Source organism: Agrobacterium sp. AGB01 (assembly GCF_014851585.1).
Lineage (GTDB): Bacteria > Pseudomonadota > Alphaproteobacteria > Rhizobiales > Rhizobiaceae > Agrobacterium.
This window is the reverse complement of sequence record NZ_JACVAB010000003.1, coordinates 233,376-257,865: the sequence shown is the minus strand read 5'-3', so window position 1 is coordinate 257,865 and position 24,490 is coordinate 233,376. Positions and strand designations below refer to the sequence as shown.

Below are 24,490 nucleotides of genomic sequence, written 5' to 3'. Positions count from 1 at the left end.
GCAAATTGGCGTAAATGCCAATAAACGTAAAAATCATGCCAAATGTATCAGACTGTCCGCAGCCTCTAAACGGCCCTCTCGTAGTAGCCTTGCTCTATGACCAGCTTTGCACGTTCGAATTTGGTATCGTTGCCGAAGTTTTTGGTCTGTTTCGCCCGGAGATGGGGGAGAACTGGTATCGGTTTGCCAGTTGCGCGGTGGAGGATGGACCGATGCGTGCCCATGGCGGGCTACGTGTAACGGCGGACGCTGGTCCCGAGCTGCTTGACATCGCCGACATTATCATTGTGCCGGGCTGGAAGGGGGCTGATGCTGCTGTCCCGCCGGAGCTCTGTGATCGTTTGCGGGCAGCGTATGCGCGAGGCGCGCGTTTGGCATCAATATGTTCCGGCGCATTTGTGCTTGCTGCAACGGGCTTGCTGGACGGTGGGGTCGCGACCACCCATTGGCGTTACGCGGAGACGCTGCGATCGCGTTATTCTGCAGTGTCCGTGGATGATGCGTCCCTCTATCGTTCCCATGACCGCATCTATACTTCGGCCGGCAGTGCCGCTGGTATTGATCTGATGATTGAAATTGTACGTCAGGATTTTGGTGCCGTTGCGGCCAATTCAGTGGCAAGGCGTCTGGTGATGCCGGCACATCGCACCGGAGGGCAAGCACAGTTTCTGGAACGCCCGGTTGCGAAACGTGACGGTGTTGAGATTTCTCCGCTGTTGGACGCGGTGCGGTCCGATCTCTCCCGCGCGTGGACCATCACCGAGATGGCGCGTTTCTGCCGAATGAGTGAGCGGACGTTTCTCAGGCGTTTTACCGAAGCAACCGGTGCTGCACCGGGCCAATGGCTGACACATGTGAAGGTCGATGCAGCAAAACAACGCCTTTGTCAGGGGCGCGAGCAGATGGAAGACATTGCGATGGCGGTCGGGTTTGGTAGTGCCCACACACTTCGTCATCACTTCCGGCAAACCATGGGCATCAGTCCGGCGGAATATCGCGCCCGGTTTATGAACGAACAGGTTCGCTTGCCGGTATAGTCAGGCTGGGGCGTTCTTTTTGGCGGTGTAATCGGCGCGATTTATGCCATGCCGTTGCAGCTTGTCGTAGAATGTCTTGCGCGCGATGCCGAGCGCGGCGATGGTTGAAGCGACGTCACCATCATTTTGCACGAGAGTTTCATGAATGATCTGTGCCTCATGCCGATCAATACGCTCAGTTAGAGTGCCAGACGCTGAGGCTTCTTCTTTCGGTGGGATGGCAGACAGTGTTCCACTTTCCAGCCCAAGAGCGACGCGCTCGGCAAAATGGCCAAGTTCACGGACATTGCCCGGCCAGTCGTGATCTGCCAAATGACGCGAGATGCTGGTGGAGATTTGCGGAACCGGCATGTTGAAGCGTTTGGTGGCGCGCGACAGAAAATGGGAAAACAACATCGGAATATCCTCCCGGCGCTCGCGTAGCGGCGGGATGGACAATGTGACAACGTTCAAACGGTAATAGAGGTCGTCCCGAAACTGGTCGCGGCGTGCAGGGTCGCCAAGATCGACCTTTGCGGCTGCTACAACACGGATGTCTACGGACCTCTCGTCATTGGATCCGAGCGGAGAAACCTCCCGCATTTCAAGGACACGCAGCATTTTCACCTGCACCGCTAGCGGCATGCTCTCAATTTCATCCAGGAACAGCGTGCCACCACTCGAGTGCTCAATACGGCCAACGCGTTTTTTCTGCGCGCCGGTAAAAGCCCCTGCCTCATGACCGAAAAGCTCGCTTTCAATGACGCTTTCCGGCAGGGCACCGCAGTTCAGCGCGACGAAGTTGCCTTTCGAGCGCTTTTTGCTCCAGCGGTGCAAAGCCGTCGCGACCACTTCTTTGCCGCTACCGGTCTCTCCCGCCACGAGCACGTCGACGTCGGCATCGGCAATATGACGGATGGTGTCGCGAAGGCGCTGCATGGCAGGCGTTTGGCCAATCAGCGGCAGGTCGCCTTCAGCCTGTTCGGCGGCCAACTTCAACGCGCGGTTTTCCATGATGAGATGACGTTTTTCCAGCGCACGCATTGTGCTTTCTACCATGCGCTCGGCGGCAAATGGTTTGGTCATGAAATCATAAGCGCCGTTATGCAACGCTTCGACGGCCATCGGGATGTCGCCGTGGCCCGTCATCAGGATGACGGGCAGATCGGTATCGACACGGCGGACTCGTTCGAAAAATTCCAGTCCATCCATCCCGGGCATACGCACGTCGCTGATAATGACGCCGTCAAACTCGGCAGATAACGCATCTAATGCGAGTTGTGCGCCGGGAAAGGACGTTACCTCAAGGCCTGCCAGTTCCAGTGTCTGGCGCATTGCCTTGCGCAATGCGGAGTCGTCATCGACGAGAAATACCTTGCCTGAAATGCCCATGATCATGCCTTTTTGAGATAGACGGAGAAGCAGGTTCCACTCGGATTGCTTTCCACCTCGATACGTCCGCCATAGTCAGCGGCAATTTCGCGGGAGATAACCAGTCCAAGCCCAAGTCCACCGTCTTTCGATGTGTTGAAGGGCGTGAACAGAGCCTCAAGAATGTCTGGCGCAATGCCCGGCCCGTTGTCTGCAACGCTCAAGACCACCTGATCGGCAGCGTCGCGCACGCTGATCGTTACCTGACCACCGGCCTTGTCTTCAACTGCTTCCAGCGCATTCTGGAGAAGGTTGATCACGATCTGCTCCAGCCGGATGGGGCTGCCAGACACCATCAAGGTTTCAGCGGGAAGAGCGATATCAAGCGCCTCCATATGACCAGCGAAACGGCTGCGCAGCAGCACGACTGCACCTTCGATGACAGCCTTGACACTGACAGGCTGTGCAGCCCCCCTGCCCTTGCGGGCCAGTATCTTCAAATCACTGGTGATGACGCCTATGCGCTCGGTCAACGCAGCAATGTCTTTCATGTTTTCGTCGGCTTCTTCCAACCGCCGGCGGTTCATGAGAGTGCGTGCATTGTCCGCAAAGGCGCGGATCGTCGCGACAGGCTGGTTGATTTCATGGGCGACGCCAGCTGCCACCTGTCCGAGAATGGCGAGCCGGTTTGCCTTTACAAGTTCCTGCTGGACAGTTTGCAATTCTCGACCGGTCTGCTGGTGGCCGCTGATTTCGGTTTCCAGCTGGTCCATGGCACTTTGCAGGTCACGTGTTCGTTCATCCACCCGGCGTTCCAGCTCTGCGCGGGCCTTGGCCGCAACTTCTTCAGCTTGTCGGGCTTTTTGGCGCCGTCGCAACCACAAACCAGACAATACGATAAGCGGCATCATGCCGGCCAGCATCAGCAGACGCATCCTCTGCACCTCTACCATCAAGGTAGGTTCAACCGGCAAAAGATAATGCAAGTGCCATGAGGTGGTTGGAACAGGCAGGATGAAGCGTAGGTAGTCACCACTGTTGACGGCGGGAGAGTTGATGTGAATCAGCTCCGTCGAATTGTCGATAAAGCGCAACGAGGAAAATGGCAGCAGATCAAGTGTTTCATTGCCAAATTGCAGGCTGTCGGCAATGGTGCGGCGGGTCTGTTGGTCTATGGGTTTGATTGTGTCAAAGCGCCATGCCGAAATACTCGTCATCAGCACAACGCCGTTGGCATCAGCGACATAAACCGGTTTGCCACCTATTCTCCAGTCAGCCTCCAGACGGTTGAATTCGACCTTCGCGATGACGACACCGAGCGCTTTGCCATCTTCAGAATCCACACGTCGTGATATGTAAAGGCCGGGTTTGCGGCTGACATTTCCCAAGGCGTAGTGCTCGGCCATGCCTGTGCGCATTGCGAGGCTGAAGTAGTCCCGGAAGGAATAGCTGGTGCCGACAAAACTGTCTGCGGCACGCCAATTGCTGGATGCTATTGCGACGCCATTCGGCCCTGTCACGTAAATCACCGAGGCCTGTGTGCCTTCGATCAGTCCCTCCAGTTTGCGGTTAAGCCGATCTACTGCGACACCACCAGTTTCCAGAGCTGCAACGAGATCCCTATCGCCTGATAACACAAGCGGCAGGGCGCGGGGCCGCTCTAATGCAACATTCAGAAGCGCGACTTTCAGTTGCCCGTCAGTCGAGGCGTCCTGCTGTAAGGCCTTGATGGTTTCCGTTCGGCCAAGTTCGCCTGCGACATAAATCGCCACCACCGCAATTACAGCCCAGATAAGCGCAAACAGCCACCACGGCCTTTGCGCGGCATCGATATGTTTGAACCCGGATGCGGTGAATGTGGTCATCGTTTACCTTGTGCGTATTTTCACACAAAAGGCAATATTTCTGCGCGGAAATCTACACGATTCCAGATTTAGTGAAGCTGCATAAAGAAATTAAATCGATTTATTTCAGGTATTTATCTGATTTTTCTTGTCTTGGCACGGTGTTTGCAGACCCGTCATCAAGCGGTCGCGAGGCCCCAGACCAAACAAGGCTGACCGGGAGGCCCCTATAAAGGCAGGTCCAGCCGAGGAGGAGAAAATCATGATTGATAGTACAGCTGTGGCTGCAAGCCATGCCCGCATGCCATTTTACCGTCACCTGTATTTCCAGGTGCTGGTTGCCATTCTGGCCGGTATCCTGCTGGGCCATTTCTGGCCGTCCATCGGTGAGCAGCTGAAGCCATTGGGTGACGGTTTCATTCGTCTCGTCAAGATGATCATTGCACCTGTTATCTTTTTGACCGTTGCGACGGGTATTGCCGGTATGAACGACATGAAGAAGGTCGGGCGTGTTGCTGGCAAAGCGATGATCTACTTCCTGACCTTTTCGACGCTTGCGCTGGTCGTTGGTCTGATTGTCGCGAACGTTGTTCAGCCGGGTGCCGGCATGAATATCGACCCTGCGTCTCTCGATGCGACGGCGGTTGCGACCTATGCCGACAAGGCACATGAGCAGACGATCACCGGCTTTTTGATGAACATCATCCCGACCACCATTGTCGGTGCATTTGCCAGTGGTGACATTCTCCAGGTGCTGTTCTTCTCGGTGCTCTTCGGTATTTCACTTGGTGTCGTCGGAGAGAAAGGCAAGCCGGTCGTCGACTTCATGCATGCCATGATGTACCCGATCTTCAAGCTGGTCGCGATCCTGATGAAGGCTGCTCCTATTGGTGCTTTCGGCGCGATGGCTTTCACAATCGGCAAATACGGCATTTCGTCGGTGACCAATCTGGCGATGCTCATTGGTACCTTCTATCTGACATCGCTGATCTTCGTGCTGGTTATCCTTGGTGCGGTCGCCCGTTACAACGGCTTCTCCATTCTGGCGCTTATTCGCTACATCAAGGAAGAGTTGCTGCTGGTTCTCGGTACATCGTCTTCGGAAGCTGCGCTTCCGGGCCTGATGAGCAAGATGGAAAAGGCCGGCTGCAAACGCTCGGTTGTCGGTCTGGTTATCCCGACCGGTTACTCCTTCAACCTTGACGGTACCAACATCTACATGACGCTTGCGGCCCTGTTCATTGCGCAGGCAACAGGTATTCACCTGTCGTTCGGTGAGCAGATCCTGCTGTTGCTGGTTGCGATGCTCAGCTCGAAGGGCGCTGCTGGTATCACCGGTGCCGGTTTCATCACGCTTGCTGCAACGCTGTCCGTTGTTCCTTCCGTTCCGGTCGCTGGAATGGCGCTCATTCTCGGTATCGACCGCTTCATGTCCGAGTGCCGCGCACTGACCAACTTCGTTGGTAATGCCGTTGCCACTATCGTCGTTGCGCGTTGGGAAGGTGAACTTGATCAGGCTCAGCTTCAGCGCGTTCTAAACGGTGAGGAAATTGCCAGCATCGATGTGATCGACGACACGCCGATGCCGCAGCCTGCTGAATAAAATCGCGCAAGGCGAAACAACAGAACCCGGCTTCCTCAGGTGTCCGGGTTTTTCTTTGTCATGGAAAAAGGCTTGCGGCGGCTGCGTTGCGGTGCATTGACTGAACCCGAACCTTCTGCAGTTTCCGAGATCAAAAAATGAAAGGTCTTTTTGCTTTATGGCCTTTCTGGGCATTGCTGTCGGCTGCTTTCGCCGCCTTGACCGCGATTTTTGCCAAGATCGGTGTCGAGAATGGCAATTCTGACTTTGCAACATTCATTCGCACCATTGTCATTTTATGTGCCGCCGGTCTGATGGGGTACATGACAGGCAACTGGCAACAACCATCCGGCATTTCCGGACGGACCTGGCTGTTTTTGGTTCTTTCCGGCCTTGCGACCGGAGCCTCGTGGATTTGTTATTTTCGCGCGCTGAAGCTTGGCGATGCCGCTCGTGTTGCGCCAATCGACAAACTGAGCGTCGTGTTCGTGGCCGTATTTGCAGTTTTGTTTCTGGGGGAGAGATTGTCACTGTCGAACTGGCTTGGCGTTGTTCTCATCGCGTGCGGTGCGGTACTGATTGCTTATAGAGGATAGGACAGTAAGAGCGTCGTTTCAGAGCCAACCGAGTGCGGTGGCGGCTCTGATGGCTTCGGCGCGGCAGTTGCAGTCGAGCTTTCGAAACAGGTTTCCAAGGTGAAACTTGACGGTGACTTCAGAGATGTTCAGGGCTTGAGCGATTTTTTTGTTGGACATGCCGCCGGCCAGAAATTGCAGCATCTGTACTTCGCGTTGAGACAATCCACCATGGATTGCGCGGGCTTGCGGGGAGTTCACTGAAGCTGCAAAAATCGCCAAAGCAGCGCGCACATCAGACGAGGTTTCGATGAAGCTGCGTATTCGACGATTTTCGAGAAGCGGCGACAGAAAGATTCGTTCTTCGGAAAGGACGCCATTGCAGCCGAGGGGCGTTGCCGTTTCCAGTGCCAGCAAGATATTGGCCCGCGCAGCAGCATTGTCACGGCGTTGATGGGCCGTGTAGCTCTGCCAGATCAGCAGCGCCACCCTCTCGCGATTGGTGACTTTCGGATTGGCAATTAGTGCATCGATCTGTCGTGGCAGATAGTTGCGGGGCGTCCAGACGTGAACCGCATCTCTAAGCCAGGCCATGACGTAGGTGATCTCGTCACGCCGCGTCAGTCGGGTCAGTTCTTCTTCGGCACTTTCGACCCAGTTTTTACCCATCGGCATACGGATGGAAGTCAGTGTCGCAGCAGCTTCCGACCAGCGGTTGGTATTTTGGTAGGCTATCGCGGTGCGGATTTCCATCATCGCATGAAACTGTAATCCTTCAGACAGGTGTATCCACAGGCCATCCAGAAATCCCGGCCTTATGGTCATCGGGAAATGGTCCATGACGATCTGGGTCGCATAATGCAGAGCAAACTGCATGAGGCTCGGCCAGATCTCAGCGGCCGCGAAGTGCTCAAAGTCTTTCTGGATGAATTCCAGCAGATCGCGTGGGCGGCCTGATTCGTAGTTTATGCAGGCTTCCGCCAGCCGCAACATGCGCCTTTCTTGCGGGACTTCGTGCGTGACCTGCTCCAATCGTTCACGTGCATCTTGCGCTGCCCGCCGTGCCATCAGCGCATCGCCGCTCATCAATCGCAGCACGATCTGGTGCAGGTGGATGAAGAATTCGAGAAGTGGTTGACCGCCCATTTTGCGCAGATAGATAAGCGCTCGGGCAGCCGCAGCTTCCGCCTCACGGAAGTTACGGCGGCGGATTTCGAACTCAAGAAGGGCGTTGTAGTAGCCGGCCCATTTGCCATGGTCACCCATTGGGTAATCCGCCATGAATTCACCAAGGCGGGTAATCATCGCATCGTTGGGTGTCAGGTCTTCCGTAATCATCAGATTCAGACGGAAAGTGCGGGCAGCAAAGGAAAAGCGCGAACCGTTTGCCAGAACCCTGAATGGATCAAGGTAATCTGAACCAAGATGCTTACCGACGAGATGGCGCACGCGCTGCAACTCACCCTGCTTGAGCAGTGCTCTGCATACCGCAAACAATACCGTTTCGTTAGAGGCAATCATGTCATGCGAGAAGTGCATGATGATGTTTTGAAACGCATTGACACTGCTGCGATAGATCAATTCACGCCCATGCGCGCGCGCTAGAATTTGCGCGGCATGTGTTTCATATCCCTTGTCCAGCAGCAGAGCCATGGCTTGCAGCGCGCGGTCCGCCTTCTCCAATGCGGAAGCCAATTCGACAACTGCGATGCTGTTTTCCAGAACTTGGAGACGCTCGTGCACTGCAATCGTCAACAGTCGTATCAGGTCTTCGTGCCGTTGCGGATGACGTGTCAGAAACGGCGGTAGCTGACTAGCCCAGGGTTGATGCGCGGCGCCATCAGGCGCTTCAAGCCATATCGACAGCGCCATGGTCTGTTCTGGCGAGAGATGGCTTAAGAAGGTTTCGCGCAAATAGTCGCAACAGGTGTCATCATCGATGTTGCCCTGAAGTGGCAAAAAGGCTGGCCAACCGGCGTAACCTTCCCGCATCGATGCTGCGCTCGCCGCTGGTAGCGCATTAAGCTCTTCATCGGAAAAGGTCAGGTCTTCAGCGCCGATCGTTGTCGAGCCATGATGCAATATCTGCCGACCAAGGCCGCTGATACGTTGTTCGGGGCGACAGGCGATAATGACCGTGGTCACGGTTTGAAGGGTTGCGGCCGGTATCTTGGCTGTGCGTGCAGCGACCGGGACATCCCATAAAAGCCAGCCGTCTTTTACATCCTCAGTTTTGGGATGTGTTGACGTGCAAACAGAACGTTCCGTCAAGCCGGCGAACAGTTTTAACAGGCTGGTTTTCCCCGCTCCTGCCGGTGCCCGCAAAAAGATGACGCCTGCAGTTTCCTGGAGGATGCGTTGGCACAGATGAGGGCGTGGAAGCATGACATTCATGCCGAATGGATAGGCTATAGTCGTACAAAAACCTATACCATGACGATAAAAAACTATACTTTTTTGCGGTTGCTGATCTCTTGTTATCTGGTGATGTTGATGCATCAAAAAGCCGATGCACAAGGAAACTTCCGCTGATGCAGCAACATCCGTTGATCGCAATTATGACCCGGCTTGGTACATTCGTGCTTGTCATGATTGCCCTGTCCATCATGATTTTTGCATTGGCGCGTGTGGTGCCGGGTGACCCGGCGCGTATGGCTCTTGGCCCTGCTGCCACGCAGGAACAGGTTGAGGCGCTACGCCTGCAGATGGGTCTGGATAAGCCTCTAGCCTTGCAATATGTCGATTATGTCAAAAATGCCCTGCACGGGGATCTCGGCATGTCGTTGGTGTCGCAGCGCCCGGTCACAACAGACCTTGCGCAGACTGTTCCCGCGACCGTTGAACTGGTGCTGGTATCCGTCATATTCATGTTTCTGGTCGCAATTCCCCTTGGCGTCATCACCGCGCATTACCGCGATAGAGGGCTCGATCATCTCGGCCGCATTCTGTCCCTGACCGGCGTCACCATTCCGAGCTTTCTGTTTGCCATTACCCTGCAGCTGCTGGCTGCCAGATACATCAGTGGCTGGCCAATCATTGGGCGGCTGGACCATTCACTTGGCTGGCAAGGTGGACCAACCGGTTTCATTCTCGTCGATGGTCTACTGGCCGGTCGTTTTGATGTGGTCGGCGATGCTCTCAAACATCTCGCACTGCCAGCATTTGCGCTGTCCATGGCCGGTATCGGACAGATCACCCGCATTACCCGCTCCTCGATGATCGAAAATCAGCGCAAGGATCACGTGCTGACGCTGCAGAGCTTCGGCGTGCCTGAACGGGTCATCATCTTCCGTTACCTCTTGAAGCTGTCATCCATCGCACCCTTGACAATCATGGGCCTGGAATTCGCCTCGCTGATCGGCAACGCCTTTGTTATTGAAATGGTTTTTGCCTGGGGCGGTTTTGCTTCCTACGGCCTGAACTCAATCCTTCAGAAAGACCTCAATGCCGTTACCGCTGTGGTTCTGGTCGCCGGTCTGTTCTTCATCGTTGCAAACATGATCGTCGACGTTCTGATCTCGATCATCGACCCACGCCTGCGTCACAAGGAGGCACGCTGATGGCCGATATGAAAATGCTCGACACATCCGACAAGGCGCTGAGTGCCGGTTACATTCTGTGGTACCGGTTCAGTCGCAACCCGGCTGCCGTTATCGGCGCGCTCATCCTGCTCTCGGTCGTTATTCTTGCTGTCTTTGCACCATTTTTGACGCCTTATCCGAAGCATGTTGGCGCAGTGGTTGATTTTCGCGCCAGACACCTGCCTCCCGATGCCCTGCACTGGTTTGGCACGGACAAGGCGGGCCGCGACATCTTTTCGCGCACTGTTTTTGGTCTGCGTATCTCGTTGCTGCTGGTTATCGGCGTGCTGGGTATCTCCGTACCAGTGGGCACAATTCTCGGGTTGGTGGCTGGTTACGTCGGCGGCTGGACAGAGAAATTCATCACCGGCCTTACCAACGTCATGCTGGCGATGCCCCCTCTGGTAATGGCGCTTGCCGTGTCTAACCTTCTCGAACCGACACTGATGAATGCGATGATTGCTATTACGCTGTTGTGGTGGACATGGCACGCGCGCCTCATCTATTCGGTATCGAAGTCGATTGCCTCGGAAGATTACATCGAGGCGGCACGCCTTGCCGGCGCCGGTCCCATGCACATTCTTTTCCGGGAAATATTGCCGAATTGCGTGTCGGTTATCTCGGTCAAGACCACGCTTGATGCGGCATTCGTCATCCTGTTCGGCGCGACGCTCAGCTTCCTCGGTTTCGGCGTGAAGCCTCCTATCCCTGACCTTGGCTCGATGGTGGCTGATGGCCGTCAGTTCATGCCTGAATTCTGGTGGGAAGTGCTCTGCCCCGGTGCCGCTGTTCTCTACGTTACTCTTGGTTTCAACCTGCTGGGCGATGGCCTGCGCGACATGTTCGACGTGGAGAATTGATTGATGACTGAACCGCTTCTTCAGGTTGAGAACCTCAACGTTTCCTTCACGACGTATGGCCGTTCGCGTCAGGTGTTGCGCAATGTGGGCTTTACCGTTGCTGCTGGCGAACGTGTTGCACTGATTGGTGAAACAGGTTCGGGAAAATCCGTAACCGCCAAGGCAATCATCGGTACCTTGCCGAAAAATGCTTCGATCACATCCGGCTCGATTGTGGTGGGTGGAAAAGATGTTCTTACCCTGCCAAAAGCAGAACGTGAGGCACTGAAGGGTACGGCATTTTCCCTGATCATGCAGGACCCGCTATCGTCCTTCAATCCGGTTTTCAGGATTGGTACGCATCTAGATGACGTCATGCGTTTTGCAGACAAACGCAATGGCATCTCGTCATCGAAGTCAGAGCGTCGCAACCGTATCGCCGAGGTGTTGCGTCGCGTGCAGCTGGCAGACACCGAACGTGTCATGAATGCCTATCCGTCGGAACTGTCCGGCGGCATGCGCCAGCGTGTTCTGATCGGTCTTGCCTTGCTGCACCGTCCAAAGCTGCTGATCGCCGATGAGCCGGGTACGGCTCTCGATGTGACCACGCAGGATGAAATTCTCAATCTGATCAATCGTCTGGTCATTGAAGAGAATATGGCCCTGCTGATGATTACCCACAATCTTGGCGTAGTTCGCAAGGTGGCAGACCGCGTGGTGGTCATGCACCATGGTGATATTGTCGAAACCGGCCCATGCTCGGAAATTCTTCATGCGCCGCGCGAGCCCTATACCAACTCTCTACTGAACGCTGTGCCGCCGCTTTACGGCCCACGTGTTGTTGATGCGCCGGAAAGTGATCGCGAGCCGATTGTCCGGCTCAATGATCTCAACAAGATTTTTGGCAAGCGTAATGGTTATCACGCCGTTCGTGACGTGACCCTGACATTGCGTGAAGGTGAGATATTTGGCCTTGCCGGTGAATCCGGTTCCGGCAAGACGACTGTCGCCAGAATGATCATGGGCCTGTCTTCACCGACGTCTGGCAGCCTGTCCGTTGATGCGCCAGCACCGGCGCGCGGTAAACGCCTGACCCAGATTGTTTATCAGAACCCGGGCACATCGCTGAACCCCAAACGGTCTGTCCGACAGACGCTGACCTTGCCTTTAAAGTCGATTGGCATGGACAAGACCGCCCGCGAAGCACGGATGCTGGAGTTGATGGATCTGGTCCGTCTGCCGCAATCCTATCTCGCCAAGTATCCTCACGAATTGTCGGGTGGCCAGAAACAGCGTGTCGCGATTGCACGCGCTTTGGCGGCCGAACCGAAGATACTCATTCTGGACGAACCGACCGCCGCTCTTGATGTGTCTGTTCAGAAAACGGTCATCGAATTGCTGGAGCAGCTGCGGCAGGAACTCGGACTGACCTACCTGATGATTTCCCATGACCTTTCGCTCATGCGCAACTTCTGTTCGCGCATCGCAATCATGCTGCGCGGCGAAATCGTCGAAGAAGGTTCAACGCGCGAGGTCTTTGCCGATCCGCAACACCCTTACACCCGCGCACTAATTGCCGCGATCCCTGTCGTTACCGATGAGGAAGAACGCGAGAAACCCACCGTCACCGAAGAAGAGCGCTTGCGCTTTCTGGTGAAAACAACGGACTGATGAGAGGAGCTGACGTGTATCGCGTTGGAATTGATGTAGGCGGCACCAATACGGATGCTGTAGTCCTGAAGGATAAAATTGTACTGGCGGGAGTTAAGGCTTCCACCACGGAGGATGTGACATCCGGCGTTCTCGAAGCGCTCGAAAAGGTTATCGAGGCTTCGGGTATTGATCGCAGTGTGATCTCCGCTGTGATGATCGGCACGACACACTTCACCAATGCCGTCATTGAGCGACGGCATATGGAAGAGGTGGCCGCTATCCGTCTTGGTCTGCCATCGGGCGCAGGTTTGCCACCGATGGTGGATTGGCCAGACGATCTGCGCAAGATCGTTGGCAATCACGGCTATCAGGTCAAGGGTGGTTATGAGTTCGATGGCCGCGAAATTTCGCCGCTCGACGAAGATGCCATCGTGCGGATCGCTAGCGACATTCGCGTCAAGGGCCTGAAGGCTGCTGCCGTGACTTGTGTGTTCAGTGGCATCAACGATGCCATGGAACTTCGCACCAAGGAAATTCTGCAACAGCATTGCCCAGGTCTTCCTGTTGTCATGTCCAAGGACATCGGTCGCCATGGCCTGCTGGCGCGTGAAAGCGCCGCGATCATGAACGCAAGCCTGCTTTCTCTGGCAGACCGGACTGTCGCGGCATTTGGCAAGGCGCTTGCCACTGCTGGCATCACCTGCCCGTTTTACATCACACAGAACGACGGCACGTTGATGGCTGCTGACGTTGTCCGTGCCTTCCCTGTTCTGACATTTGCGTCCGGCCCAACCAACTCGATGCGTGGTGCGGCATTCCTGACAGGTCTCAAGGATGCAGTTGTGGTTGACGTTGGCGGTACAACATCGGATGTCGGCTCCCTGTCGCATGGGTTCCCGCGTCAGGCTTCGACAACTGTCGACATCGGTGGCGTACGCACCAACTTCCGTATGCCAGATGTGTTCTCCATCGGCTTGGGTGGCGGTTCGCTGGTATTAAACGGTGGTTCGGAAATCACCGTTGGACCGAAGTCAGTTGGTTACCGTGTCCGTGAAGAAGCTCTGTGCTTCGGCGGTGCGACATTAACCGCGACCGATATCGCTGTTGCTTCCGGCAAGGCCGATATTGGCGAAAAGGCACTGGTTGAAACTCTCGACAGCAAGCTGGTCAAGGCTGCTGCTGCCAAGATCAATTCCATGTTGGAAGCCTGCGTTGAGCGCAGCCGTATTTCCTCTTCTCCAATTCCGGTTATCGCCGTCGGCGGCGGTTCCATCCTGATGCCAGGGCGGATCGGTGATCTCGAGGTGATCCGCCCGGACAACTTCGCAGTTGCCAATGCCGTTGGTGCAGCGATTGCGCAGATCAGCGGCGAAACCGACCGCGTTTTCTCGCTGGTGGAAGGCCGTACACGCGAAAGTGCACTTGCAGAAGCGGAAGCTGAAGCCCGTGAAAAGGCAATCGCGGCCGGTGCCCTGCCAGAAACGCTTGAGGTTATCGAACGTGAAGACATGCCGCTGGCTTACCTGCCGGGTAACGCCACCCGCATTCATGTGAAAGTCGTCGGAGAAATGGGAGGCCATCATGGCTGAGACGCGCAAGTTGAAATATGACGAGGCCAACCTGCGCACGCTGACGGTTGAAGATCTTGATGCGCTTGAAATCGGCTCGGGCATTCTGGGTACGGGCGGCGGCGGAAATCCCTATCAGGGCAAGCTGCTGGTGCTTGAAGCGATGAAAGCCGGTTATGAGATGAAAATTCTCGCGACCGACGCCATTGAGCCGGACGCGCTCTGCATGTCGCTTGGCGGTATCGGTGCGCCAGTGGTTGGTGTCGAGCGCATTCGTGAAGGTCGTGAAGGTCTGCGTTGCCTGCGGGCGATGGAAGAACTTATCCGTGCGCCAATCGACGCAATCGTCTGTGAAGAAATCGGCGGTGCGAACTCCATGAACCCGCTGGTTACAGCGGCACTTGGCGGTTTGCCTATTCTGGACTGCGACGGCATGGGCCGCGCCTTCCCAGAAATGCAGATGACAACATTCTCGATCTATGGCCACAGTTCCACGCCGTCTGTGATGTGCGACCTGCATGGCAATGCAGTGATCTTCAGTCATGCGGTATCGGAAGTCTGGCATGAACGTATGGCGCGTGCCTGCGTTGTCGCGCAGGGTGGCGGCGCCATGTTGGCCACTGCACCCATGCAGGCCCACTATGTGCACCAGTACGGCATTCCGAAAAGCTACACCAAGGCAATCGCCATTGGTGAGGCGGTTATCCGTGCCCGCAAGGCTCAGGAAGACCCGATCGCAGCCGTTTGTGAATTGGAAGGCGGTCGTCGCATCTTCAATGGCAAGATCACCGATTTGAAGCGTCACCTGCGTGGTGGTTTTGCAGTCGGTGAACTGGAACTGGCAGGTTTCGACGACTTTAGTGGCCAGACGGCTGGCGTCGCAATCCAGAACGAATTCCTGATTTTCCGTCGTAACGGCGAGGTCGAGGTTTGCGTGCCTGACCTGATCGTTCTGCTGGACGTCGACACCGGTTATCCGATCACCACTGAAATGCTGCGTTATGGCCAGCGTGTCGCGGTTATTGCGATCCCTTGCCATGATTTGCTGCGGACTGCCCGCGCGCTTGAGGTCGTTGGTCCTGCTGCATTCGGCTACCCGGATATTGCCTATTCACCCCTGCCTGCACCGGTTCGTGAGGCTGCGGAATAACAAGCGGGATTTTCCCGCATTACAAAGAGGAGAACTTCCATGAAACTGCATTCCAGACATTCGCGTTTTGCGGCATTAGCGCTTGGCACGGCAATCGCCCTGCCTTTGGGCTTCTCCGCGCAGGCGGCTGATGAAAAGGTGTCGATTGCCGTCAACACCATGCAAATCTTCAGCTCGCTCGACCCTGCCAAGGTCACCGACTACACCGGCTACATGGCCGTAGTGAACATGTATGACGGTTTGACCACCGTGAGCCCATCGGGTGAAGTGGTTCCGCATCTCGCGAAGTCTTGGGACATTTCGGAAGATGGCCTCACCTACACATTCCACTTGCGTGATGACGTGAAGTTCCAGGATGGCACGGCCGTTAAGGCGTCCGATCTGGTCTGGTCTATCCAGCGGCTTATCGGTATCAATAAGGGCCCGTCGAACCTGCTGGTTGGTCTGGTAAACCCTGATAACGTGACCGCGCCTGATGAGGCCACCGTTATCGTAAAGCTTGACCGCCAGTTTTCTCCTTTCATGTCGGTCACACCTTTGATGGTTGCGCTGAACGAGAACCTTATCACCGCCAATGCCAAGCCTGACGACAAGTGGGGCGAAGCCTATGTCGGCGAGCATTCATCAGGCTCTGGCCCCTACAGCCTTGTTAGCTACAACCGCTCTGCCGACATGGTTATTGCCCGTAACCCCGATTATTTCGGCGGCTGGAACAAGGGCAAGCCGATCGATGAAGTTCGTTTTGTCCAGACAAGCGACGATGCCACAGTAAAGGCTCTGGCTGAGAAAGGTGAACTTGGTCTGACCTCGCACGGTCTCGGTAACGACACCTACGAGTCCATCGGCAAGATGGATGGTTACAAGATCATCCAGACCCGCACTGCTGGCGGGTTTGTCATCAAGCTAAACACCAAGGCATACCCGACCGATGACGTTCATGTTCGTCGCGCCATTGCCTATGCAACGGACTACAAGACGATCCAGGAAGTTATCTATCCGGGCTTCGACATGCAGGGTCCACTTTCGGACGCCTTCAAGGATGCCCATAACGATGGCATCGAGCCGGGCGTTTTCGATCTGGAAAAGGCCAAGGAAGAACTGGCAAAGTCCAAATATGCCGGTCAGCCAATCACGCTCGTCAACAGCTATGTTGCCTCTCTGGCTTTCGAAGCTGAAGTGGCTTTGATGCTGCAGGCCAATCTGGAGCAGATCGGCATCACGCTTGATATCAAGCCAGAGCCATGGAACCGTATTGTTGAGCTCTCTTCGAAGCCGGAAACCACTCCAGCCTCAACACAGGTCAACATTTCGCCGACCTACCCTTCGCCGGACGCAATGTTCTACAACCAGTACCACTCGAAAGCGTCTGGTACATGGATGTCGATGGAATGGTTGCAGAACCCGGAAATCGATGCGCTGATCGACAAGGCGCGTGCGACGACCGACGTTGCTGAACAAAATGCAACCTATAAGGAACTGCAGACGAAGATTGCTGAGCTGCAGCCGGATGTCTGGGCTGTTGCACCCAACCGCCGTTACGGTGCGAACAAGTGCCTGCAGGGTTACGAGTTCGTGCCGATGCAGAGCTGGGATCTGAACTTCTCCAATTTCCATTGGGACTGCTCGGCTAACTGATAGGCATACAGAAAATCCGGCCCCGTACATGCGGGGTCGAAAACACAATTTCCCAGAGCGTTTACGCATGTTTTGATTGCGAAAATCGCTCTATCTCTTTGTTTTAAAGCAATTCCTGAACGTGAGGCGCGCTGCGCTATTTTGCCGGAATTGCTCTAGGGTGGGACATGCTTCAGGAATTCGCAGAAGAAAACATTGAACCGCTGGCCACCGGCGCATGGATTTTGGGTACCGGTGGTGGAGGCAATCCTTACATCTCCACCCTGAACCTCAGACGTCTCTATGCCGAAGGTCGCCGCGTCCAGATCATGGACCCGATGGCACTTGAAGATGACGACATGGTTGCAGTTGTCTCCAAGATGGGCGCGCCGCTGGTTGGTCAGGAGCGTCTTGGAGACCCTGTCCATCTTGCCCGTGCGGTGGAGGTGATGGAAGATTACCTGGGCAAACCGTTCCGCGCCATCATGAGCGTGGAAATTGGCGGTTCCAATGCTTTGTCGTCCTTCCTCGCCGCTGCAATGCTGGACCGACCGGTTGTGAATGCCGATGCGATGGGACGTGCCTATCCCGAAGCGCAGATGACGTCATTTGCGATTGGCAATCTGCCGATGTTTCCGCTGTCACTGGTTGATGTGCGCGATAACGAGGTGATTGTTACCCGTGCCGCATCCTGGAAGTGGATGGAGCGGATTTCCCGTAAAGTCTGCACCGAGGTTGGCTCGACGGCGGCGACCTGCAAAGCGCCACGCACCGGCAAGGAAGTCAAGGAGTGGGGCATTCACTACACCGTCACCAAGGCGGTGGAACTTGGACGTGCCGTTATGGATGCGCGTGCACGGCATGCTGATCCGGTACAGGCGGTTCTTGACCACGAAGGTGGCAAACAGCTTTTCCGCGGAAAGGTGATTGACGTGGCGCGTGAAACTACCGGTGGCTTCCTGCGCGGCAGTACGGTGATTGAAGGCATGGATGCCGACAAGGGTTCGCGTATGGAACTGGCCTTCCAGAATGAATGGGCTGTCGCCTTCCGCGACGGTTCGCCTGTCGCCATGACGCCTGACCTGCTTTGCCTGCTCGATACGGTTTCCGGCAGTGCTATCGGCACTGAATCGGTGCGCTATGGACAGCGCGTGACGGTCGTTGCTTTGCCCGCACCGGAACTTCTGACAACACCAGCTGGTATTGCTGCGGTTGGTCCCCGCGCCTTTGGCTATGACATAGATTTCAGATCGGTATTTCCATGAAACGAATCGGTATTGACGTAGGCGGCACCAACACGGATGCCGTGCTGATTGATGGCGAAACAATTATCTCTTCCGTCAAGGTTCCAACCACACAGGACGTGCTTTCGGGTGTGAAGGCGGCGTTGGCACATGTCTCCGGGCATCCGCAGGCGGCTGGCACGCCAATCGATGCGGTAATGATCGGAACAACGCATTTTACCAATGCAGTGGTCGAGCGTGCGCGGCTTGAGCGAGTTGCCGCTATTCGCATAGCGCTACCAACCGGCCGTTCCTTACCACCGATGTGCGATTGGCCGGATGATCTGCGCAGCGCTGTTGATCCGATGATCTTCATGGTGCATGGCGGCCATGAATATGATGGCAGCCCACTGGTGCCGATGATCCCGGATGAAATCCGTGAAGCGGCAATGAAGATCCGCGACGCGGGCATCACTTCCATTGCGATCTCGGCTACATTTTCACCGTTGACCACCGAGTGTGAAATCAAGGCCGCAGACATTGTCCGTTCGGTTATTCCGGATGCGCGCATCACGCTGTCGCACACGCTGGGTCGCATTGGCTTGCTGGAACGTGAAAACGTTGCACTTTTGAATGCCGCGTTGCAGACCCTGGGGAAAACGACAGTACAGGCATTTTCGGACGCATTACGCGAAGCGGGCGTAACGGCACCGTTCTTCCTGACGCAGAATGATGGCACAGTCGCTTTGGCAGATGTCGCTTCGGCAAACCCCGTGCACAGCTTTGCGTCCGGGCCAACCAATTCCATGCGTGGCGCGGCTTTCCTGACCGGATTGACGGATGCGATGGTCGTGGATGTCGGCGGTACGACATCGGACATTGGTTGCCTGATTGGCGGCTTCCCGCGCGAGGCAAACAACATCGTTCATATCGGTGGCGTGCGTACGCTCTTCCGCATGCCAGACCTGTTGCCAGTGGCGCTTGGTGGCGGCACCATTATCGACCCTGAAACAGGAACCATTGGTCCTCGTTCGGTGGGTTACCGTATTCTGACAGAAGCACGAGTGTTCGGCGGCAATACGCTGACCACGTCGGATATCGCCGTCGCTGCAGGTCTGATCGAAATGGGTGACATGGATCGGGTCAAGGATATTGATCCAACTTTCGTCAAGTCATGCCTTGGCCGCATCCGAGACATGGTCGCTGATAATTTCGATCAGATGAAAACCTCTGCTGAAGATGTGCCATTGATCGCCGTTGGCGGCGGTGCATTTCTGATCCCGGAAAGCATACCAGGTGCGTCGGAAGTGTTGCGTGTTGAAAATGCCGGTGTGGCCAATGCCTTGGGCGCTGCTATGGCGCAAGTCTCTGGCGAAGTCGATCAGGTGTTTTCCGGCATGAGCCGTGATGAAGCGCTTGCAAAAGCGGAAGCTGAAGCGCAGGACGCCGCAGTTGCCTCCGGTGCTGGCCGCAGCACTCTCAAGACACTGGAAGTCGAGGATATTCCGATTGCTTACCTGCCGGGCGGCGCACGTCGCGTTCGGGTGCGGGTTATCGGCGATATCGACTTCACCTGAACCTCTGCACCCGCTGATAGCAGGGCATGATTGGAGCATGACATGACTAAAATCGCACTGGCCATACATGGTGGTTGTGGCGTGCTGCCACAGGATAGCATGACGGCGCAGGAATGGGCTGAGGCGCGGCTCGATCTAGGACATGCCTTGCGTGCCGGCTACGCCGTGTTGAAGGCGGGTGGACGGTCGATTGACGCTGTTGAAGCTGCCGTCGTCGTGATGGAAGACAGCCCGCACTTTAATGCCGGGCATGGCGCGGCACTCAACGAACATGGCCTACATGAACTCGATGCGTCGATCATGGATGGGCAGACGCTGGAAGCTGGAGCGATCAGTGCTTCGCGCGTCATTCGCAATCCGATCAAGGCGGCCCGCGTGCTGATGGAAGACGGTCGCGCCGTTTTCCTGACCGGTCCTGCGGCTGACACCTTTGCTGGAGAAAAGGGTCTGGCCGTTGAACCACAGTCCTACTTCACAACCCCGAAACGCGTTGAGGCCCTGCAAGCGATGAAGGCCCATGCGGCTGCTGGAACTGAAGCAACCGAAAACGAAAAACACGGCACTGTCGGCGCCGTGGCACTGGACGCTGACGGGCATTTGGCCGCCGCCACATCAACAGGTGGTTACACCAACAAACCGGATGGCCGTGTGGGCGATAGTCCAGTTATCGGTGCGGGCACCTATGCCCGCGATGGTGCCTGCGCTGTTTCTGGTACTGGCAAGGGCGAGTTTTTTATTCGCTACGTGGTTGGTCATGAAGTGGCGGCGCGCGTGTCTTATCTCGGGCAGGACCTTGAAACGGCAGCCGGTGGACTGATAAACGACGATCTCGCTGCTCACGATATTGGAGCCGGATTGGTTGCTGTTGATGCCACGGGTAACATCAGTGCACCATACAACACGCCGGGCATGTTTCGTGGCTGGGTGACAACGGAAGGCAAGGCCTTTGTTGCCACGCATGAAGAACTTTATGAGATTACACTGTAAGGACGCTGTGAATGACTGCTGATCTCGTACGTGTGCCCGTATTTGACGGCCACAATGATATCTTGTCCCGCTTGATGCGTGAGGGTGTCGAAGGGGCTGAACAGCGCTTTCTGCAAGGGCAGAACAATGTCCATATCGACATTCCGCGCGCTCGTGAAGGCGGTCTGGCCGGCGGACTTTGTGCCATCTACGTTCCATCACCTGCGGGCGGTCTTGATGCCAATGGTGATCTGCCGCGTGTAGAACTGCACAGTGCAATCGACCAGACGATCAGTCAGGCGGCACTTCTCGGACGGATAGAGGCGCAGTCAGAGGGTGCTTTCACCATCTGCCGGACAGCTGCAGATATCCGCAAGGCCATGGAAAAAGGCAGCTTCGCCGCGGTGTTCCATATCGAAGGTATCGAGGCCGCCGGCCCAGACCTAGATATCGTCCACGTTCTCCACGCAGCGGGCCTGCGGACGCTCGGACCTGTCTGGAGCCGGCCAAACATATTTGCACACGGCGTCCCCTTCCGCTTCGGTCACGACCCCGATATCGGACCCGGTCTGACGGACGCAGGGCGTGATCTCATTCGCCTCTGCAATCGTCTGAAGATCATGGTCGATCTTTCGCACATGAATGATGCCGGTTTCCGTGATATCGCAAAAATTTCCGATGCGCCGCTTGTTGCGTCTCATTCAAACGCATTTGCCGTTTGCCCGCACAGCCGCAATGCCACTGACTGGCAGCTTTCGGCCATTCGTGACACCGATGGTCTGATCGGCCTGAATTTCGGCGTCAAATTCCTGCATCCGGAAGGCAAGGCCGACCCGAATATGGATATTTCCGTGATGGTGCGGCACATCGACTATCTGGTCGAACATGTCGGTATCGATCACGTCGCATTGGGGTCGGATTTTGACGGTACGCTGATCTCACAGAAGATTGGTGACGCCACCGGCCTGCCGCGCCTGCTGACCGCATTGCGTGATGCCGGTTATGACGAGGAAAGCCTTGTCAAAATTGCGCATGGCAACTGGATTGCGTTGCTCGAACGGACCTGGGGCGCCTGATAAAGGCGATTTATCACGTCGCTTTTCGATCATTTTGTCCCGCACGATAATGTCGTGCGGGATTTTTTGTTTGTTACGTTCAGGCAAAAATACGTTTAAAACGCGATGCCGCAAAGGCTGCGATATGCTGCGAGGTTGGTCTACCTGATATGAGATCAGCGACGATGCGCCCACTGGCCGGGCCTGTTGCCAGACCAACATGGCCGTGCCCGAATGCATAAATGATGTCACTGGTAGCAGAGGACGGGCCGATGACCGGCAGTCCGTCCGGCGTTGACGGGCGATGACCCATCCACCAGTCGATACGTTTTTCATCAAAGGCTTTTGTCAGAGCTGGATAGGCACGTTTGGCATGGCCAAGCAGAATGTCGGCGCGGCTCTTGTCCGGTGACGTGGCTGTACTTGCCAATTCCACCTGCCCGGCAATGCGAAGACCCGCCAATGTCGGGTTGTTTCCCATTTTCCCATCACCAGGCATGATCGGCATCGCACCTGTTACGACGTCATGCGGAATGACCACGTGATAACCGCGCTCGCTTTCCAGCGGGACCTTGTCGCCGGCTTCGGCAGCCAGTGTCTTGGAGTGGATGCCAGCGGCGATCACCGCTCGATCGCAGGCGATGCTGCCGGCGTCTGTTTTCACACCTTTCAAGCGACCAGCCGATATATCAAAACCGATTGCCTTGCCCCTTACCCGTTTTGCCCCGAGCGCTACTGCATGGTCAACGAGGGAGCCGACATATCCGCCGGGATCGATGCAATGCCCACCCTGCTCTACCAGTACGCCGAAGGAATAGGCTTTTGACAGTGCCGGTTCCAACCGATGCAGTTCGTCCGATGAAAGCTCGCGGTAGACAACGCCATTGTCGCGTCTCAAGCGCCATGCAAGCGCTTCGGATTCAAACATGGCCCTGTCGGGATAGGTGTAGATCAGTCCTTTCCGGACAATCAGATCAGAACGTCCAGCCTCCTTGGCAAGCGCTTCATGTCGCGCCGGTGCGTCATGCAGCAGCGACGACAGGATGCGGGCTGTTCGTTCAACTTTGGCAACGGTAGCGCCAGCCGATACGAAGCGCAAAAGCCATGGCGCTAGACGCAGGATATTGCGCCAGCGAATAATCAGCGGGCCGTTGGGGTCAGCGATGAGACCGGGTACTTTTTTCCAAAGGCCGGGCATCGACATGGGGATAATCGAGGCCGGGCTCAACCAGCCGCTATTTCCATAACTCGATGCCTGACGCCCGCCCGGCTGTTCCGGTTCGATGATGGAAACCGAATGCCCATCTCTCAGCAATTCAATAGCGGTTGCTGCACCAACAATGCCTGCACCGATAACGACGACATGCGAGGTCATTCCTGGAACGCCTCCTTGCGCACCGAGCCGAATTTCGGCAGCACGATCAATGCCAGGACGACAACGGCGGCCACCAGAAGACCAGCAGAGATTGGCTTGTCGACAAAAATGCTGAGACTACCGCGTGACAGGAACATGGCGCGACGGAAGTTTTCCTCCAGCATCGGTCCGAGAATAAGGCCCATGACCAACGGCGCAGCGTCGCAATCCAGCTTGGTGAAGATATATCCGAGAATGCTGAAGATCGCTAAAAGCCACAGGTCGAACACCGAGTTACCAAGCGAAAACGCACCGATGGCACAGAACACAATAATCGCAGGATAGAGGTACTGGAACGGCAACGTCAGCAGTTTTGTCCAGATGCCGATCAGTGGGAGGTTCAGGACCAGCAGCATGAAGTTGCCGACCCACATGGAGACGATAACGCCCCAGAAGATTTGCGGGTGATCGCTGATAAGGGTCGGGCCTGGTGCGATACCCTGCATGATAAGCGCACCGAACATCAGTGCCATCACGGCATTTGCCGGAAGACCAAGCGTCAGAAGGGGTACGAAGGATGTTTGCGCACCCGCATTGTTGGCGCTTTCAGGTGCGGCAACACCCTCGATAGCGCCGTTACCGAACCCTTCCGGTGGTTTGGCAACGCGTTTTTCAATCGCGTACGCGGCAAAGGCTGCAAGCAGTGCGCCACTGCCGGGAAGAAGACCAAGCAGAGAGCCAATGCCTGTTCCGCGCAAGATCGGAGCGGCCATGCGGCGCCAATCCTCACGCGATGGCAACATGGAAAAGAATGGCGCCTTGATCGCGGTTCGGTTTTCTGTGTGTTCGAGGTCCTTGATCAGCTCACCAATGCCGAAAAGGCCCATGGCGACCACCACGAAGTTCACGCCGGTTGCCAGCTCTTCGTAGCCCAGCATGAAACGCGGTGCAGCCGTCTGCACGTCCTGCCCGATCATGCCGATCAGAATACCAGTGAATACCATCGCCAGGGCTTTGGGCAACGATCCGCGCGCAAGAACGATTGAGGCGATAAGGCCGAGGATCATCAGTGAGAAATATTCAGCTGGACCGAAAAGCAGACCGACTTCAGCCAGCGCTGGCGCAAACAGTGCCAATAGCAACGTTGCAACCGTACCGGCAAAGAATGAACCAATAGCAGCGGTCGCCAAAGCCACACCAGCGCGGCCTTTCCGGGCCATCTTGTAACCATCAATCGCTGTGACCACCGATGATGCTTCGCCCGGCAGGTTCAAGAGGATCGCTGTGGTGGAGCCACCATATTGCGCGCCGTAATAGATGCCCGCCAGCATGATCAGCGATGTCACCGGTTCGAGACCGATGGTGAATGGCAGAAGGATCGACATGGTTGCTGCAGGTCCGAGGCCGGGCAAAACGCCGACCAGTGTGCCGAGCAAGGCGCCAATCAGACACCAGAAAAGGTTGACCGGCATGATAGCCTGATCAAGACCGAGGAGAAGAGCGTTGATTGTTTCCATTGGTC

The 24,490-nt window shown here is 56.0% G+C and carries 19 protein-coding genes; 14 read left to right on the top strand and 5 right to left on the bottom strand.

Annotated features, from left to right (window positions below):
- Window positions 1–35 precede the first annotated feature (35 nt).
- Window positions 36–1,037, top strand: a complete 1,002-nt coding sequence (ftrA, locus tag IB237_RS12970) for a transcriptional regulator FtrA (RefSeq protein ID WP_192489090.1) — start codon at window positions 36–38, stop codon at window positions 1,035–1,037.
- On the opposite strand, the gene IB237_RS12965 is transcribed toward ftrA, so the two are convergent.
- Window positions 1,038–2,408 (bottom strand): sigma-54 dependent transcriptional regulator, encoded by a 1,371-nt coding sequence (locus IB237_RS12965; RefSeq protein ID WP_192489089.1) that lies wholly within the window; start codon window positions 2,406–2,408, stop codon window positions 1,038–1,040.
- A 2-nt stretch (window positions 2,409–2,410) separates the two neighbouring features.
- A complete protein-coding gene (locus IB237_RS12960; RefSeq protein ID WP_192489088.1) occupies window positions 2,411–4,252 on the bottom strand; it encodes a sensor histidine kinase in 1,842 nt (613 codons plus the stop codon).
- A gap of 241 nt (window positions 4,253–4,493) precedes the next feature.
- On the opposite strand from IB237_RS12960, the gene IB237_RS12955 reads away from it, so the two are divergent.
- Both IB237_RS12955 and IB237_RS12950 read left to right on the top strand, forming a co-directional pair.
- Complete coding sequence (locus tag IB237_RS12955; RefSeq protein ID WP_192489087.1) at window positions 4,494–5,834, top strand: dicarboxylate/amino acid:cation symporter; 1,341 nt, start codon at window positions 4,494–4,496, stop codon at window positions 5,832–5,834.
- 137 nt (window positions 5,835–5,971) lie between these two features.
- A complete protein-coding gene (locus IB237_RS12950; protein WP_192489086.1) occupies window positions 5,972–6,409 on the top strand; it encodes an EamA family transporter in 438 nt (145 codons plus the stop codon).
- A gap of 18 nt (window positions 6,410–6,427) precedes the next feature.
- On the opposite strand, the gene IB237_RS12945 is transcribed toward IB237_RS12950, so the two are convergent.
- Complete coding sequence (locus IB237_RS12945; protein ID WP_192489085.1) at window positions 6,428–8,782, bottom strand: response regulator transcription factor; 2,355 nt, start codon at window positions 8,780–8,782, stop codon at window positions 6,428–6,430.
- Here IB237_RS12945 and IB237_RS12940 point away from each other — a divergent pair.
- The 11 genes from IB237_RS12940 (at window position 8,747) to IB237_RS12890 (ending at window position 21,635) form a co-directional block, all read left to right on the top strand.
- Window positions 8,747–8,920, top strand: a complete 174-nt coding sequence (locus tag IB237_RS12940) for a hypothetical protein (RefSeq protein ID WP_192489464.1) — start codon at window positions 8,747–8,749, stop codon at window positions 8,918–8,920. The genes IB237_RS12945 and IB237_RS12940 overlap by 36 nt on opposite strands.
- On the top strand, window positions 8,920–9,948 hold the full coding sequence (locus IB237_RS12935; RefSeq protein WP_192489084.1) for an ABC transporter permease: 1,029 nt from the start codon (window positions 8,920–8,922) through the stop codon (window positions 9,946–9,948). Before IB237_RS12940 ends, IB237_RS12935 begins: the two co-directional genes overlap by 1 nt.
- On the top strand, window positions 9,948–10,829 hold the full coding sequence (locus tag IB237_RS12930) for an ABC transporter permease (RefSeq protein ID WP_192489083.1): 882 nt from the start codon (window positions 9,948–9,950) through the stop codon (window positions 10,827–10,829). The genes IB237_RS12935 and IB237_RS12930 overlap by 1 nt, the downstream gene beginning before the upstream one ends.
- A gap of 3 nt (window positions 10,830–10,832) precedes the next feature.
- Window positions 10,833–12,479: an ABC transporter ATP-binding protein gene (gene nikE, locus IB237_RS12925; protein ID WP_192489082.1), complete on the top strand. Its 1,647-nt coding sequence runs from the start codon at window positions 10,833–10,835 to the stop codon at window positions 12,477–12,479.
- Between the two features lie 14 nt (window positions 12,480–12,493).
- Window positions 12,494–14,050, top strand: coding sequence for a hydantoinase/oxoprolinase family protein (locus tag IB237_RS12920; protein ID WP_192489081.1), 1,557 nt, complete (start codon window positions 12,494–12,496; stop codon window positions 14,048–14,050).
- A complete protein-coding gene (locus tag IB237_RS12915) occupies window positions 14,043–15,179 on the top strand; it encodes a DUF917 domain-containing protein (RefSeq protein ID WP_192489080.1) in 1,137 nt (378 codons plus the stop codon). The genes IB237_RS12920 and IB237_RS12915 overlap by 8 nt, the downstream gene beginning before the upstream one ends.
- 39 nt (window positions 15,180–15,218) lie before the next feature.
- Window positions 15,219–16,814 (top strand): ABC transporter substrate-binding protein, encoded by a 1,596-nt coding sequence (locus IB237_RS12910; protein WP_192489079.1) that lies wholly within the window; start codon window positions 15,219–15,221, stop codon window positions 16,812–16,814.
- Window positions 16,815–16,981: 167 nt separating this feature from the next.
- Complete coding sequence (locus IB237_RS12905; protein ID WP_192489078.1) at window positions 16,982–18,058, top strand: DUF917 domain-containing protein; 1,077 nt, start codon at window positions 16,982–16,984, stop codon at window positions 18,056–18,058.
- On the top strand, window positions 18,055–19,593 hold the full coding sequence (locus IB237_RS12900) for a hydantoinase/oxoprolinase N-terminal domain-containing protein (protein ID WP_192489077.1): 1,539 nt from the start codon (window positions 18,055–18,057) through the stop codon (window positions 19,591–19,593). The genes IB237_RS12905 and IB237_RS12900 overlap by 4 nt, the downstream gene beginning before the upstream one ends.
- 42 nt (window positions 19,594–19,635) lie before the next feature.
- Window positions 19,636–20,580: an isoaspartyl peptidase/L-asparaginase family protein gene (locus IB237_RS12895; protein WP_192489076.1), complete on the top strand. Its 945-nt coding sequence runs from the start codon at window positions 19,636–19,638 to the stop codon at window positions 20,578–20,580.
- A gap of 11 nt (window positions 20,581–20,591) precedes the next feature.
- A complete protein-coding gene (locus IB237_RS12890; RefSeq protein ID WP_192489075.1) occupies window positions 20,592–21,635 on the top strand; it encodes a dipeptidase in 1,044 nt (347 codons plus the stop codon).
- Window positions 21,636–21,714: 79 nt separating this feature from the next.
- On the opposite strand, the gene IB237_RS12885 is transcribed toward IB237_RS12890, so the two are convergent.
- Together IB237_RS12885 and IB237_RS12880 are read right to left on the bottom strand one after the other, a co-directional pair.
- Complete coding sequence (locus tag IB237_RS12885) at window positions 21,715–22,989, bottom strand: FAD-binding oxidoreductase (RefSeq protein WP_192489074.1); 1,275 nt, start codon at window positions 22,987–22,989, stop codon at window positions 21,715–21,717.
- Complete coding sequence (locus IB237_RS12880) at window positions 22,986–24,485, bottom strand: tripartite tricarboxylate transporter permease (RefSeq protein ID WP_192489073.1); 1,500 nt, start codon at window positions 24,483–24,485, stop codon at window positions 22,986–22,988. Before IB237_RS12880 ends, IB237_RS12885 begins: the two co-directional genes overlap by 4 nt.
- Window positions 24,486–24,490 lie beyond the last annotated feature (5 nt).